This window comes from Candidatus Poriferisocius sp. (assembly GCF_965202595.1).
Lineage (GTDB): Bacteria > Actinomycetota > Acidimicrobiia > Acidimicrobiales > Bin134 > Poriferisocius.
In genome coordinates this window covers 1465778-1481274 of sequence record NZ_OZ241836.1, presented here as the reverse complement: position 1 = coordinate 1481274, position 15497 = coordinate 1465778, and the positions used below count along the sequence as shown (strand labels likewise).

The window sequence follows — 15497 nt, the reverse complement described above, 5'->3', positions numbered from 1 at the left end:
GAATTCCCGCCCGGCCCCCGTCCCGGTATCTCGCATGGGGTCCCAGATAGCTGCTCATGCTGGTCACGGCTGTCCCTTGGGTTCTCGGGTGTGCCGGCGGCCGGGTGCCTGCCGTCCGGTTTGTTAGGTGCTGAGCAGGACGTTGCTGTAGATGGGCTGTTTGAACCATCGGGTGGGTGGCGGCGGTTTGTGTTTGTGGGTTTCGGCGTGGCAGGTGGGACAGAGCAGCACGAGGTTGTTGATGCTGGTTTTGCCGCCGTGTTCCCAGGGTTTGATGTGGTGCACATCGCAGGCGGTGGCTCTTAGTCCGCAGTTGACGCAGTGTTTGTCTCGGGCGTAGAGGGCGAGTTTTTGTTTTTGGGTGGCGGAGCGTTGTTTGCGGCCCAGGTATAGGGGTATTCCTTCGGCGGTGAAGATGGCTGGTATTAGGGCTGCGTCGCAGGCGATGAGGCGCAACTCCTCCATCGAAATGGGGGTGTCGTCAATGAGTCCTGCGTTTTTGAGCTGGCCGGTGAGGAGGTCGTAGTCAACCTTGACCAGAAGCGTGGTGGGCTGCACCACCACATCACTGCCATTGTCGCTACATCCAGCAACGGTTTTGGGGTGCTTGCCGGGGGTTTGGGTTATCAAAGCGGCGAGTGCGTCGGCGGCTCGCTGTTGGTGGGTGCGGTCACTGCCATTTTTGGAGTCGTCGCGAAACATACGATCACACATGCCGTCCATGGCGGTTTTGACCCGCTCGCCGGTTATGCGGTCAAGTTCGGCGTGTAGCACCACCATGCCGTCGTCGCCGTTGAACACCGCGGCCTTGCGGCGGCGGCGTTGCTGGTCGTGTTGCGATTCGCCATCGGTGCCGCGCCGGTCGTCCTCCTGGCGGGCCAGGGTTTTCCTGAACTTGTCCAGATCCTCGGTTTTGGCTTTGTTGATCAAGTCATCTTCCTGGGCTCGGCTCAAAGGCACCCGGCCATGAGATTCCCCCATCAAGCGGGCATGATCTATGGAGAACCCGCCGGCCTTGACCCCGTCTAGCGTGGCGGGTAGTTCCTTGAGCCTGCGGGCGGTTCGGGCTTCGCGGTTGGCCAGGTAACGGCCCATACCGAACTGGAGGCAAAGGGCCCGCAGTTCGCCCTCGCCCACAAGATCGCCGTAACGATTCAACGCTTCGGCCATGTACCCATCGAGTATGTGGCGGGTAGCGAGGATATCAAACATCAAATTGAACAAACCCTTGGATTCCATCCCCTCCAAATCAACCAACTCCAACCTCAAAACATCCCCACCACCAGCCTCACTGCTGCCAGCAGTATTAACATCAGAATTGGTCTCAGGTTCGGAAACACTGGGGTCGAACTTCATACCCCCAATACTATCAGGCCGAGTGACAAAACCCACCCTAAATAAAAAATATTTTAAGGATTTTACTTTTTAAGGATTTTACTCATTTTGCATATTACGCTGAATGTTTGGGCCTATTGATCTCCTTTTAATGCTCACTCCTGATTCTGGGGTATCTCATCCACGCGTAACAAAGTGCATGAGGTAGGAGTGGCCACAATGATGATTTCATCTCCGGAACTGATCCCCAGCCTTTTGAGAACACTCCTGAGACGGCCTATATCTACTTTCTTGCTCAGATTGGCCAGCCTCCATATGAGCGAAGCCTTGCCCAAAACTCTGCCCTGATGTATGGCTGGAACGAGAAGGGAGTCTTTTGGTTGGAGGCCATTGTGGGCAGCTATATCTCGGTCAAGGTTGAATGAGTACCCTTTTAGATTGTTATCGGATACAGTGAAGCGTTGACCCCAGTTTTCTCTGACCTTTATGGCATGCTGTCGTCCCAACACACTGCTGGGTGTATATCCGTAGTTACTGAGATGGCGGACTTCATCCCCATAAATTACATAAGGACCTGCCTCTAAATATGCGTGTATTGATGCCTCCTTCACGCCGAATGTAGGGACAAACTCTTCCAGAATTGCTGAGACAGAAGCAACACCTCCACCGCGGTCGATTCGTTGCTTAATTTCGGTTGTGATCCCCTCGTACTCCTCGTATCCCCACTCCTGAAGTGCTAATCGGAATTCTTTGTCAATGCGAATCAAGGTTGAGCCATGTTGATTCTTGAGTGAAGGGATTGATCCATGGCCAATCTTGTCGACAATCTCAGCGGGTGTCATGGGCCGCCCGGTCAATTGAAGAACCCGCTCTGCCTTGGCCTGAATTGGGCCATCCCATCGGACCAGCCACCCCTCTCCTATGTCCCGCCAAATGTTCGATTCTAGCAGGAAGGCAAGCACTACTTCGGAGTGTACGGGGAGGTTCAGGCTGGCGACCAGTTTTTCGATTTTGATCAGCCATTCATCTCTGACAGCATTGTCCAGCGCTGTTTTGAGGTCGTTCAGAGCGCTAGCGCCCTTGAGAAGCCAATCGTCTTTGTATGTATAGTCTGAGAGCCACCTGAGCATTTCGAATCGCCGCTGACCGAGTCTTTCCCTCCACCGATCTACGATTTCGCTTTCAGAGGGTATGACAAGACCGAAGTCAGCCCCGAGTCTCTCCGTAACCCATCTTACAGCTCGAAACCGCTCGCTTTTGAGCAAGTCCCGGACCCGTTCGGCATCTTCGGCTACTTTCTGTCGTATTCGTTCACGGGTAAGGTCCTGTTCTTTGCCAAGTTCCTCAAGTGTCGGTCTGGGCCGTGAGCACTCGCGAGCTATCAGCAACTCGGGCTCCTTTGCCTTCGACAAAAGTTCTTCCACAAGCTCACTGAGGGGAGTAGCAGGGTAGCCCGCCAACCTAGAGAGCGGGGTGTTGAGCAGAGTGCTTATCTCGCTGCTCACGACATCGGGAACTTCAACCCCGCTGTTATAGGTGGCAAGAAGCTCTTCTAGGGTTCCGTCGTCTGAGAAGACGGTCAACCAATCGGTGCTAGCTCGCAAGTTGAATGCAACAGCAGATGCCTCTCGGTCGTCTTCGGGCAACTTCTCATTAAAAGCTGCCGCCATGCCAGCAAGTTTCGGTTCATCAGGCTGGTATGCTGAAAGCGCTTCGTTGAGACGACGAACTGAGAGAACACCAACGTGCTGAAGTTTGAGGAGTGCAACATCGCTCAGCGCTCCTAGCTCACCCCAAGTCCTTATATTTTCTCGAAGGAGGGCATTGGACATTCTGATATCAAGGAGCGAAGCTTTGATCTGCTCATCGGCGGCCTCGATCATCCAGCCGTATTTCTTATCCAGTGTTGTGTCGGAGATAGTCGCTATTGGTGCCAGCATGACAGACGGAGCGCGCTCTAAGTCCTTGTAGAGGCTGTTGATCGTAGCATCACCCACTCCAGGGACAAGCCTCAAGTCGTCTTCTGACAGCGTGTCCAAGTCACCCCATGTGGAGCATCCGACCTTCCTGAGTGCCGTTCGGACGCGAGCGTCAAGACGGGAGAAGACGATGCTCTCGTCCGGTTGGGCACTCAACCATGGGTGTCGTTCCCCAAAGGAATTGGAGGACTTCAGCGAGGCACCATTTTCCCTGTTCGCCAAGGTCTCTGTATTCCCAGTGCTTCTCGTAGGGAAGGACGAACCGTGACTAGAACCACGGGGGCCATCCCGGAGGTGGGAGGAAAGCTCTTGTGTGCTCTGTATTGTCATGTGTGGCTAACCCATCAACTGTCGAACGATTGAAACCTCGTTGTCCATAGTCTCGGTCCAGTCCAGCATTATAGGCAGCCATGGTTGAGGATGCGATGTTTCATCCAAGACCTCCCGGCCAACCGGGGCAGCCCACTCCGGGACACTCCCGACATGGAAGCCGGGCCAACATGGCAACCCGTGGATCGTCACCCGTCTGGGCCTGCTCTCATGGGCATCGCCGTATTTACATTGACGGCTGCGGTGCTCAGGGTTCACACTGGGGCGCGTTCTATGTCGAATTACGTCATCGGAGTTATAGGCGGCGACGGCATCGGCCCCGAGGTGGTCGCCGAGGGCCTGAAGGTGCTGGACGCGGCCGGGGTGGGCATGGATACGGTGCCGTACGACCTGGGGGGCGCTCGTTACCTGCGGGACGGCACGGTTCTGCCTGATGAGGTTCTGGCGGAATGGCGGGGAATGGATGCCCTCTACCTGGGGGCGGTGGGGACTCCCGACGTGCCCCCGGGTGTCATCGAGCGGGGCCTGCTCTTGAGGATGCGCTTCGAGTTGAACCTGTACGTGAATCGCCGCCCGTTCCGGGCTCCCGACGGGTCCCACGATTTCGAGGTCATCCGGGAGAACACCGAGGGCACCTATGCCGGCGAGGGCGGGTTTCTGCGCAAGCACACCCCGGCCGAGGTGGCCACCCAGGGGTCGGTGAACACCCGGTTCGGTGTTGAGCGCTGCGTGCGCTACGCCTTCGAGTTGGCCCGCAACCGTCCGGGACGTCATCTCACCCTGGTGCACAAGACCAACGTTTTGACCTTCGCCGGGGATCTGTGGCAGCGGACGTTCAGCGAGGTGGCCCGGGAGTATCCCGAGGTGGCCACCGCCTACAACCATGTGGATGCGGCCTGCATCTACTTCGTGGAGAATCCCAAGAGCTACGACGTGATCGTGACCGACAACCTGTTCGGTGACATCCTCACCGATCTGGGCGGGGCGGTCTCGGGGGGTATCGGTTTGGCCGCTTCGGCCAATCTGAATCCCGACCGCACCGGACCGTCGATGTTCGAGCCGGTTCACGGGTCGGCCCCCGATATTGTGGGTACCGGCCGGGCCAACCCCACGGCTGCCATATTGTCGGCTGCCATGATGGTTGAGTTCCTGGGCGAGACCGAAGCCGCCCGCCGGATTCTGGCTGCCTGCGCCGACCCCACAACCCAAACCGGTACCACCACCCAGATCGGCGATGCCATCGCCAAACGGGTGTGAGCCCGGTGTCAATCCAAGCTCCTATCGCAGAAAGGGTCTGAGCGCGATGCCAATCGAAGCCACCGAGAAGGTGTGGATGGATGGAAAGCTGGTCAACTGGGCCGATGCCACCGTGCACGTTTTGACTCACACCCTTCATTACGGCAATGGGGTGTTCGAGGGCATCCGGGCCTACGAGACCGGTGAGGGCACCGCGGTGTTCCGGCTCACCCCCCATATCCGCCGGTTGTTCGCCAGCGCCAAGATCCTCCAGATCGACATCCCCTACACGGTGGATGAGCTGGTGGCCGCCACCAAGGAGACCGTCCGGGTGAACCGCATGAAGAGCGGTTACATCCGCCCGCTGGCCTATCTGGGATACGGCGAGATGGGGCTCAACCCGCTGCCGTGCTCGGTCAACGTGGCCATTGCGGTCTGGCCGTGGGGGGCCTACCTCGGCGATGAGGGCATCACCAACGGGGTGCGGCTCATGGTCAGCTCCTGGCAGCGCCACGACCCCAACTCCATGCCCACCGCGGCCAAGGGGTGCGGGCACTACGTCAACAGCCAACTGGCCAAGGTTCAGGCGGTGAGGGCCGGCTACGACGAGGCGGTTCTTCTGTCGCCCCAGGGCTACGTGAGCGAGTGCACCGGTGAGAACCTGTTCGTGGTGCGGGACGGTACCATCGTCACCCCGCCCACCTCGGTGGGGGCGCTGGAGGGGATCACCCAGGATGCCATCCGCACCATGGCTTCCGACCTGGGTATTCCCTACGCGTCGGAGAACCTGTTGCGCAGCGACCTGTACCTGGCCGATGAGGCCTTCCTGTCGGGCACCGCGGCCGAAGTGGTGCCCATCCGTTCGGTGGACGACCGCGAGATCGGGGACCCCGGTCCGATCACCCGCAAAATCCAGGAGGTGTTCCAAGCCGCGGTGCGGGGCCGGCGCGCCGAGTATCGGCATTGGAATGAGTATGTCGATGGCTGAGGTCTTGGTGGTGGCGATGATGGTGTGCTTTGAGTATCGGCATTGGAATGAGTATGTCGATGGCTGAGGTCTTGGTGGTGGCGATGATGGTGTGCTTTGAGTATCGGCATTGGAACGAAGATGTCCACCGCTGAGAACGCCGAGCCCCGGTCGTGGCCGTCAGCGGTGGAGATATACGACACCACGCTGCGGGACGGGAGCCAGCTCGAGGGCATATCCCTCACCGTGGAGGACAAGCTGCGCATCGCCCGCCAGCTCGACTCCCTCGGGGTGCACTACATCGAGGGCGGTTGGCCCGGTTCCAACCCCAAGGACGATGAGTTCTTCGCCCGGGCCCGTGACGAGTTGACCCTGGAGGTGAGCACCCTGGTGGCCTTCGGCTCCACCCGCCGGGTCAGGGGGCGAACCGACGACGATCACACCCTGGCCGGCCTGGTGGCCTCCGGTGCCCGGGTGGCCTGCATCGTGGGCAAGTGCTGGGACTACCACGTGATCGAGGCCCTGCGAACCACCCTGGACGAGGGCGTGTCCATGGTGGCCGACTCGGTGAGGTTCCTGAGAAAGAGCGGCCTGCGGGTGTTCTTCGATGCCGAGCACTTTTTCGACGGCTACCGGGACAACCCGGAGTACAGCCTGGCCGTGCTGGAGGCGGCCGCGCTGGCCGGGGCTGACCGGCTCGTGTTGTGCGATACCAACGGGGGTTCGCTGCCCAACCGGGTGGAGGACACCGTGGGGGCGGTGGTGGAATACCTGGACACTCCGGTGGGGGTACACCTGCACGACGACACCGGGTGCGGGGTGGCCAACGCCCTGGCCGGAGTGCGAGCGGGGGCCACCCAGGTGCAGGGCACCATCAACGGTTACGGCGAGCGCACCGGCAACTGCAATCTGGTACCCATCATTGCCAACCTGAGCCTGAAGATGGGGATAAGCACCGTTCCCCCCGACCGGCTGGATCGACTCACCGGGGTTTCGAACCATGTGGCCGAACTGGTGAACTTCCCGCCCGATCCCCAGCAGGCCTACGTGGGGGCATCGGCCTTTGCCCACAAGGCGGGACTTCACGCCAGTGCCATTGCCCGCCGCCCCGACGCCTACGAGCACATAAACCCGGCCACGGTGGGCAACGGCACCCGGTTCGTGGTGTCGGAGATGGCGGGGCGCTCGACGGTGGAGATCAAGGCCAGGGAACTGGGTATCGACCTGGACGGCAACGCCATCGGTGAGATCGTGGACACTCTGAAGAAGCTGGAGCATGCTGGATACCACTTCGAGGTGGCCGATGCCTCCCTGGAGTTGCTGATGCGGGGGGCATCGGGGTGGACCCAGCCGTTCTTCGAGCTGGAGTCGTTCAAGGTAGCCACCGAGCACCGATCGGGTACCGGGGCTCGGGCCTGGAACAAGGTGGCGGTGGATATGGATACCGAGGCCACCGTGAAACTCCACGTGGGGGGTGAGCGCATCGTGGCCACCGGTGAGGGCAACGGCCCGGTGAATGCTCTGCACTCCGCGTTGATGCTGGCTCTGGGTGATCGCTACCCGGCGTTCCGGTCGATCTCCCTCATCGATTACAAGGTGCGGGTACTCGATACCGCCGCCGGTACCGCCGCGGTCACTCGGGTCATTATCGACTCCACCAACGGCGACCGGGTCTGGACGACCATAGGCGTGTCCGCCAACATCGTCGAGGCAAGTTGGCAGGCCCTAGTGGACAGCCTGGTCTACGGGCTGCTCCACAGCCAGGATGAAACCAGTGGGAGCGAGGACGAGGTGGATGAAGCCATGGGTAGCGAGGATGAGGTGGATGAAGCCAGTGCTAGTGAGGCATACGATGGCCGCGCCTGACTACGTGCCCACCGAGACCGGGCCGGCCAACCGGCACTATGTATCGCCGCCCCGCCTGCCCCAACCGTGGTTGGCCGGCCGGCCCGCAGAGCTCACCGGGGGTCAGCCCCAGGGAACCGGGATGGGAGTACCCGGGCCCGACCAGGGGTACGCCCTGCGGTTGGCCCGCAGGTTTGAACAAGAGCTGCTGCTCGAAGCCGGTGAGGAGGTCGAGGATGTCATTGCCGGTTGCCTGGGTTTGGCCCTCAAACGGGCCGCGGCTTTTGGGAGGGCCCCGGTGATGGCCGACCTGCGAGTGGCTTTCATGCTGTTCGGATACCTGCCACCGGCCGCGGGCACGACCTTTCTGGCTTGGCGACGGAAGCTGTTTGCCGAGGTCAGCAATCCCCACCATTACTTGGAGGCCCGCCACCTGGTGAACCTGGTTCCCGAGGAGATCCTGCGCCTGACCCCCGATGAAGTGGAGGCCGCCTGCTCCCCCGATAGATCCGGATTTTTTGCCGAAAGCACCGAAAGCATTGTGTGACCAGGTTTTTTGCCGAAAGCGCCGAAAGCATTGTGTGACCAGGTTTTTTGCCGAAAGCGCCGAAAGCATTGTGTGACCAGGTTTTTTGCCGAAAGCGCCGAAAGCATTGTGTGACCAGTGATTCCGGCTGATGGGGTACGGGTTCGGTTCGCGCCATCGCCCACCGGCTACCTCCATGTCGGCTCCGCCCGCACGGCGCTGTTCAACTGGCTGTTCGCCCGCTCCACGGGCGGGACCATGGTGCTGAGGATCGAGGACACCGACGAGAACCGCAACCGCCCGGAGCTGACCCAAGCCATCTTCGAATACCTGGAGTGGCTGGGCATCGGCTACGACGAGGGGCCCCACTACCAGTCGGAGCGCCGGGAGCGCCACCGCCGGGCCGTGCAGCAGCTTCTGGATAGTGGCCGGGCCTACCTGTGCGATCGCGACGACAACGAACTGCCGGGCACCCAGATGGCCGAGGGTCGGGCGGTGCGGTTCAGAACCCCGGCGGGGACCACGGTGGTGAACGATGTGATCCGGGGCGAGGTGTCGTTCGATCACGCCCAACTCGGGGACTTCGTGATCTGGCGCTTCGACGGATCCCCCACTTTCGTGCTGGCCAACGCGGTGGACGACACCGACATGGCCATCACCCATGCCATCAGGGGCGAGGACCTTTTGTCGAGCACCCCGCGGGCGGTTTTGGTGGCCGAGGCGCTGGGAAGGCCCCCGCCGGTGTACGCCCACCTGCCGTTGCTGGTGAACGAGCAGCGCAAGAAGCTGTCCAAACGGCGCGACGACGTGTCGCTGGAGAGCTACCGCCGAAGCGGGTTCCTGGCCCCGGCCATGGTCAACTACCTGGCCCTTCTGGGTTGGGGGCCGCGTGACGGGGTGGAGATCCGGCCTTTGGTCGAGATCGTGGAGCAGTTCCGCCTGGAGGACGTGAACAAGGCACCGGCGTTTTTCGACCGGACCAAGCTGGAGCACTTCAACGGGGTGTACATCCGGGCCCTCGATCCCGAGGAGCTCCTGGCCGCGCTGGGGCCCCATCTGGCCCCGGATCGGGTGCCGTGGCCGCCGGAGCGCTACCGCCCCGAGGTGATCGCCTCGGTGGCCCCGCTGGTGCAGGAGAAGCTGCGCACGCTGTCCGACATGGTCCGCCAGGTGGACTGGCTGTTCTGCGTGGATCCGCCCCTCGACGAGCAATCCTGGGACAAGGCAGTGGTGCGGGGTCGGGCCGCGGTTGCGATACTCGAGGGTTCCATGGCCGCGCTGGCCGGCTGTTCCTGGGATCCCGATACCGTCAGGGATGCGGTGTTCGCGGTGGGCGAGGCCAACGGGGTCAATCGCTCCAAGGCCCAGGCCCCGGTTCGGGTGGCGGTAACCGGCAGATCGGTGGGTCCGCCGCTGTTCGAGCCCATGGTGCGGCATCTGAGCCGGGAGGAGGTGCTCCGCCGCCTCCGGGCAGCCCTATCCAAGCTGTGAGGTGGCCCGACCCCGACTGCAAAGATGGTTGGATCAACCGCCGCCTCCGGGCAGCCCTATCCAAGCTGTGAGGCGCTGGCACTGAAGTACTGGCACTAAAGCGTTGTCGGGCGGACTGGGCTGGGGGGTAGGATGGCTCTTGCCCTCGGGAGTGGTGTAATTGGCAACACACCGGGTTCTGGTCCCGATATTGGGGGTTCGAGTCCTCCCTCCCGAGCTTTTTCAGATCTTCCCTCTTGAGCTCTGTTCGAGCTTTGCGCAATTCATGGATGGTCCCTGGGAGGGGAATGTCGGGGGCAAGGGTGGCGCGGAGTTGACCGGATGGGTAACAATGTGGCCGCATCGTATTGCCGGTACACGCCAAGGGTGTGAGCCGGTTCTTCATTTCATAAGGGGGAAATGTGAAGCATCTTCGCTGGATTATCGGCTTGCTGGCAGTGCTCGCTCTGGTCACGGTGTCGTGTGGGGGCAACGATGACGATGACTCCGGGATGAGTGCGCCGACCGCCGCCCCCACCCAGGCACCCGACGACGACCCGGACGATGACCTGGATGAGCCCGGTGACGATCTGGACGAGCCCGGTGACGATCCGGACGATGACCTGGATGAGCCCGGTGACGATCTGGATGACGACCTGGATGAGCCCGATGATGGGGACGAGCCTGACGACGATCTGGATGAGCCCGATGATGGGGATGAGCCCGAAGCCACGCCCGAGGTTGACCCGTGTGAGGCGGTGGATCTGGAAGCCACCGATATCGGCATCACCTCCGACACCATCACCGTGCTGGTCATGGCCGATGTGGGTTCCCCGCTGGCTCCCGGCCTCTTCCAGGGGTCGATCGACGGGGTCAAGGCCTGGGCCGACCGGCTGAACTCCGAAGGGGGACTGGCCTGCCGCCAGATCGAGGTCATCGAGCACGACTCGGCTATCAACGCCACCGAGACCACCAACGGATTCCTGATCGCCTGCGAGGATGCTTTCGCTCTGGTCGGGACCACCTCGCTGTTCGCGCTCGAAACCACCGATTTGCAGAACTGCCCAGACGCTTCGGGCAATGAAATCGGGGTGCCCGACTTCGCCTACATAACCACCGAGCCGCCCCACCAGTGCTCGGTGGTCACGTTTGCCACCAGCCGACCCAACAGCGAATGCCCCTACGAGGGCACTGGCCTCCGGGTGGTGCAGAGCCAGGTGGGTCACGTGCAATGGGTCATGGAGAACGTCAGCCCGGAGCTCAACGGGGTGTTCCTGATTCCCTCCGATCTGCCGTCCACCATTGCCACGGCCATGCCCCAGGTGCGGTCCTTCCAGGAGGTGGGTGTGGTCATCGAGGCCGAGCCCGGAGTGAGCGGTTTCACCACCCAGTCGGAGTACGGCGCGTTCATTCAGGTGATGCGGGACTCCAACGCCAACTTCGCCTACACCGGTTCCGACGACCAGTCCATGATCAAGTGGCGCAGCGAGGCCGAGGCTCAGGGGTTGGATGCCGACGATGTGATCTGGATGTGCCAGCTCTCCTGTTACACCCCCGGCTTCCTCGAGCAGGGCGACGTGGTTGAAGGCACCTACGTATGGATCTGGTTCCTGCCGTTCGACGAGGTGGATCAGAACCAGGAACTGGCCGACTTCATGGAAGCCATCGACAATGAGTTCCCCCCGGCCTGGGCAGCGGGCTCATGGGCCGGCGGCGTGCTCTTCGAGCAGGTTGTCAATCAGATAGTGGCCGAAGGCGGGCCCAACGCCGTTACCCGCCAAGCGGTGCTGGAGGGCGCTCGCAACGTTACCTCTTACGATGTGAACGGCTGGTGGAGCCCAGCCGACTACTCCAGCACTGAGAACATAATGCCCTGCTTCATGTTGATGCAGGTGCAGAACAGCGAATTCGTGCGGGTGCATCCCGAGGAGCGAGGGGAGTTGGACTGCAACCCCGATAACGTGGTCTCGCTGTCCCGGGATTGGAGCGCTGAGTTCGGCGGCTAACCGGAACGGGCCAAGGGGCTGGGTTCTTGTAATGCTGCGAACTGCTTGCACCGACCAAGCTGAGGTAGTGCCCCCGGGTCAAAGCGAGGCGGGATCGTAGCTATGGCGCGAATTCGCCTCTCGGTGGTTGTGGCCACCGTGGGGGCCACCGTGGGGGCCATGGTACTGACCATCGTGGCCTGGAAGGGGGCCCCGGTTACCAGCGAGACCTTCCTGGTAACCACCTATATCGGGCTCTTTTTGGGGGCCCTGTATGCCATGTACGCCACCGGCCTGGTGGTGGTGTACAACACCACCGGGGTATTCAACTTCGCCCAGGGGGCCATCGGCGTTTTCGCTGCCTTCCTGTACTGGGAACTTCATGTGAACCGGGGTTGGCACTCCCTCATTGCCCTTGTGGTGGTGGTCGGCCTTTTCGCCCCCGCTCTGGGGGTGACCCTGGACATCGTGATTATGAGACGGTTGCGTACCGCATCGCTGGTGGTGCAGCTCATGGTCACCGTGGCGATCATGGTGCTGTTGCTGTCGGTGGTGGGCGATATATGGAAGGCCGACACTCCGCGACGGGTGCCGTACCTGTTCGGCATCGAAAACGGTAGGGACCTGGGGCCGTCCCGGCTTCCCTGGCACCGGCTCATCGTCTTCGTGGTGTCCATTGCCATAGCCGCGTCCATGCGAATCCTCCTGCGCTGGACCCGTATCGGCACGGCCATGCGGGCGGTGGTGGACAACCGGGAGCTGGCTGCCCTCAACGGTGCCCGCCCCAATGTGGTGTCGTCCACCTCCTGGGCCCTGGGATCCATGCTCGGAGCATTGGGGGGGATACTCATTGCCCCCGAGCTGGGGTTGGATCCGGCCACCCTCAACAGCGTGGTCATCATCGCATTTGCGGCGGCCGCTTTTGGCGCGTTGAGAAACCTGCCCCTGGTGGTGGTGGGGGCCATGCTGATCGGCTTGCTCAGATCCCACACCAATGCGTGGCTCGACTTCGGTTCCGATTTCCGCTTTGCCCATCTCTCCATCGCTCCCCTGTTGCTGCTGTTCGTGGTTATAGCTCTGCCCCAGGCCCGGCTCGAGGTGGGACGCTTGGCGCACAACCTGCGAAGAAAGGAGCGGTACACCAACTGGTGGGAGGGGCTTTTTGGCTGCGGGGTGATCATCCTCTTGGCCGTGGTGTTCTCGGGGGGCTGGCTGGACTTCGGCATCTGGGATCCCGGCTCATGGGGGGCCCGAGAGTTGAACTCGGCCAACGAGGCCATGGCTCTGGCCCTCATCGGGCTGTCGCTGGTTCCGCTGATCGGTTGGGCCGGGCAGATCAACTTCGCGCCGCTGGCCTTTGCCGGGTTCGGTGCTTTCGTCTACCTCAAGCTGGCCGGGGACTCCGGCAACGGCTACTGGATCCCGCTGGTCGGGCTGCTGTGCGCGCCCCTCGGGGCTCTTGTAGCCCTTCCCGCCGCCCGGTTGCGGGGGCTGTACCTGGCGCTGATGACCATGGCTTTCGCCCAGGCCATGTCGCTCATCTTCTTCCCCCACCCGTGGGTTATGCCCGTCATCGGAACCGGCCGGCAGTTCCCCCACATCGAGCTGTTCGGGATCACCTTCGATGATCGCCGGGGCTTCTTTCTTCTGATCGTGAGCGTCTTTGCCATCTTCGTGTACGCCCTGGTTCTGCTACGACGATCCCGCTACGGGCGGAGATGGATGGCCATCAACGACTCCCAGGCAGCCTCGGCCACCCTGGGGATTCCGGTGGTGCGAACCAAGGTGGTGGTTTACGCCTTGTCGGCGGCCATCGCCGGTATTGCCGGGGTGTTCTGGGCCACCGTTTCGGGCAACGTTGACAGCGTGCAGGGATTCGACCTGCTCATCGGGTTCAACATCGTCCTTTTGGTGGCGGCTGCCGGAGTGTCGGTGCCGATGGCCGGCATCTTCTTGATCTTCATACCGCTGTTCAAGGGCTTCGGCAACCGGCTGGAGGACACCGGCAACGTGGACTTTCTGGTGACCCTACTGGACCTTTTAACCACTTACGGTCCGGGCCTGCTGGTGCTGGGCATGGTCTTCAATCCTCGAGGAGCGCTTGTGGAGATGGGTCGGGGATTTGCCCCCATTCTGCCGTGGCGGGCCGATGCCCGAGCGGAGATCGCCGCGGAGAACGCCCAAAAGCGAGAACCGGAGATTGGCGAGCTGGGTCTGGAGCGGCCGTTCACGCCCGAAGAGGTGATCGCAATGGATCGACGGCTGGGAATCCTCGACCAGGTCGTGCCGAAGGAGGGTTATGGCGCTTTTCGAGGCTGAGCATCCGAAGGAGGGTTATGGCGCTTTTCGAGGCTGAGCATCCGAAGGAGGGTTATGGCGCTTCTCGAGGCTGAGCAGGTGGTTGTGCACTTTGGGGGCGTGGTGGCTCTCTCCTACGCATCGGTTGAGGTTCACCCCGGAGAGGTGGCCGGTCTCATCGGTCCCAACGGCGCGGGCAAGACCACCTTGTTCAATGTGATCACCGGTTTGTTGCCCCCCACCAGGGGTACGGTGAAGCTGGACGGGATCGACATAACCAAGACCGGCGTGGCCCGCCGCTCGCAAATGGGCATCGCTCGCACCTTTCAGAAGCTGGAGGCGTTCAACTCGCTCAGTGCGTTCGACAACGTGCGGGTGGCGGTGGAGATGAACCAACGTTTCAAGTGGAAGGACCGCCAAGCCGGCGACGTAGCCCACGAGATGCTGGGACGGGTAGGACTCAACGATGTGGCCGATGTGACCGTGGGTACGCTGCCCACCGGCATTGCCCGCCGGGTGGAGCTGGCCCGGGCGTTGGCGTGCCGGCCTCGGGTGCTGCTGCTGGACGAGCCATCTTCAGGGCTCAACGAGGAGGAGACCACGGCCGTCGGCAAGATGCTGCTGGGCCTGGTGAGGGACAAGGACAACGATCTTGCCGTCCTGCTGGTGGAGCACGACATGAGCTTCGTCATGGGCGTGTGCTCCCGCATCCACGTGCTGGACTTCGGCAAGATCATCGCAGTGGGCACCCCCGATGAGGTGCAGGCCAACCAAGATGTGCGGGTGGCCTACTTGGGGAGCGGCTGATGAGCGATACACAGGCTGTTACCCCTTTGCTGGAGCTGATCGGCATCCGGGCCGGTTACGGCACCATCGACGTGCTCCACGGCGTGGACCTCAAAGTCCTGCCCGGCACGGTTTACGCCCTGCTGGGCCCCAACGGGGCGGGCAAGACAACCACCCTGGGGGTGGCCAGCGGGCAGATCCATCCCCAGACGGGGTCGGTGCTGCTCACCGGCCACGAGGTGAACGGGGTCTCCCCCGACCGCCTGGCCCGGGCCGGGGTCTGCCTGATTCCCGAGGGCCGCGGCATTTTTCCCAACCTCACCGTGGAGGAGAACCTGCGCATGTGTACCTACGCCGGTGTGTCCTACCGGGAGGTTCAAGAGCGTGCTTTCACCCAGTTTCCCCGCCTGCGGGAACGTCGAGCCCAGGTGGCCGGCACGCTGTCGGGAGGCGAGCAGCAGATGCTGGCCATGTCCCGGGCGCTTGCCACCGATCCTGCCATCCTGATGCTTGATGAGCTGTCCATGGGGCTGGCCCCGATCATCGTGGGCGAGCTGTACGAGCAGGTGGCCACCCTGGCCCATGCCGGGTTGTCGATTTTGATAGTCGAGCAGTTCGCCCGCGAGGTTCTCGGGGTGGCCGATGAGGCGGCCATAATGTTGCATGGGCGGATCCAGAGAACCGGCCCCCCCGCTGAGATCGCCGAAGAATTGACCGCTGCCTACCTGGGCATTTCCTGA

Annotated in this window: 11 protein-coding genes and 1 tRNA gene; 10 read left to right on the top strand and 2 right to left on the bottom strand. The window is 62.0% G+C overall.

Annotated features, from left to right (window positions below):
- Nucleotides 1-123: 123 nt before the first annotated feature.
- Both ACOGXC_RS06925 and ACOGXC_RS06920 read right to left on the bottom strand, forming a co-directional pair.
- On the bottom strand, nt 124-1356 hold the full coding sequence (locus ACOGXC_RS06925; RefSeq protein ID WP_419919956.1) for a DUF222 domain-containing protein: 1233 nt from the start codon (nt 1354-1356) through the stop codon (nt 124-126).
- A 134-nt stretch (nt 1357-1490) separates the two neighbouring features.
- On the bottom strand, nt 1491-3374 hold the full coding sequence (locus tag ACOGXC_RS06920) for a hypothetical protein (protein WP_419919955.1): 1884 nt from the start codon (nt 3372-3374) through the stop codon (nt 1491-1493).
- Nucleotides 3375-3917: 543 nt separating this feature from the next.
- On the opposite strand from ACOGXC_RS06920, the gene ACOGXC_RS06915 reads away from it, so the two are divergent.
- The 10 genes from ACOGXC_RS06915 (at nt 3918) to ACOGXC_RS06870 (ending at nt 15497) form a co-directional block, all read left to right on the top strand.
- On the top strand, nt 3918-4901 hold the full coding sequence (locus tag ACOGXC_RS06915; protein ID WP_419919954.1) for a 3-isopropylmalate dehydrogenase: 984 nt from the start codon (nt 3918-3920) through the stop codon (nt 4899-4901).
- A gap of 46 nt (nt 4902-4947) precedes the next feature.
- Nucleotides 4948-5868, top strand: a complete 921-nt coding sequence (locus tag ACOGXC_RS06910; protein ID WP_419919953.1) for a branched-chain amino acid transaminase — start codon at nt 4948-4950, stop codon at nt 5866-5868.
- Between the two features lie 120 nt (nt 5869-5988).
- The gene (gene cimA, locus ACOGXC_RS06905) at nt 5989-7713 is read left to right on the top strand and encodes a citramalate synthase (protein ID WP_419919952.1); all 1725 of its coding nucleotides are present in this window, start codon (nt 5989-5991) and stop codon (nt 7711-7713) included.
- Entirely contained in the window at nt 7700-8239 is a 540-nt protein-coding gene (locus ACOGXC_RS06900) for a hypothetical protein (protein ID WP_419919951.1), read from the top strand. Before cimA ends, ACOGXC_RS06900 begins: the two co-directional genes overlap by 14 nt.
- A 117-nt stretch (nt 8240-8356) precedes the next feature.
- Entirely contained in the window at nt 8357-9709 is a 1353-nt protein-coding gene (locus ACOGXC_RS06895; RefSeq protein WP_419919950.1) for a glutamate--tRNA ligase, read from the top strand.
- 145 nt (nt 9710-9854) lie between these two features.
- Nucleotides 9855-9926 (top strand) — tRNA-Gln (locus ACOGXC_RS06890).
- Nucleotides 9927-10110: 184 nt separating this feature from the next.
- Nucleotides 10111-11694 (top strand): ABC transporter substrate-binding protein, encoded by a 1584-nt coding sequence (locus ACOGXC_RS06885; protein ID WP_419919949.1) that lies wholly within the window; start codon nt 10111-10113, stop codon nt 11692-11694.
- 102 nt (nt 11695-11796) lie between these two features.
- On the top strand, nt 11797-13992 hold the full coding sequence (locus tag ACOGXC_RS06880; protein ID WP_419919948.1) for an ABC transporter permease: 2196 nt from the start codon (nt 11797-11799) through the stop codon (nt 13990-13992).
- 54 nt (nt 13993-14046) lie between these two features.
- Nucleotides 14047-14778 (top strand): ABC transporter ATP-binding protein, encoded by a 732-nt coding sequence (locus tag ACOGXC_RS06875; RefSeq protein ID WP_419919947.1) that lies wholly within the window; start codon nt 14047-14049, stop codon nt 14776-14778.
- A complete protein-coding gene (locus ACOGXC_RS06870) occupies nt 14778-15497 on the top strand; it encodes an ABC transporter ATP-binding protein (RefSeq protein WP_419919946.1) in 720 nt (239 codons plus the stop codon). The genes ACOGXC_RS06875 and ACOGXC_RS06870 overlap by 1 nt, the downstream gene beginning before the upstream one ends.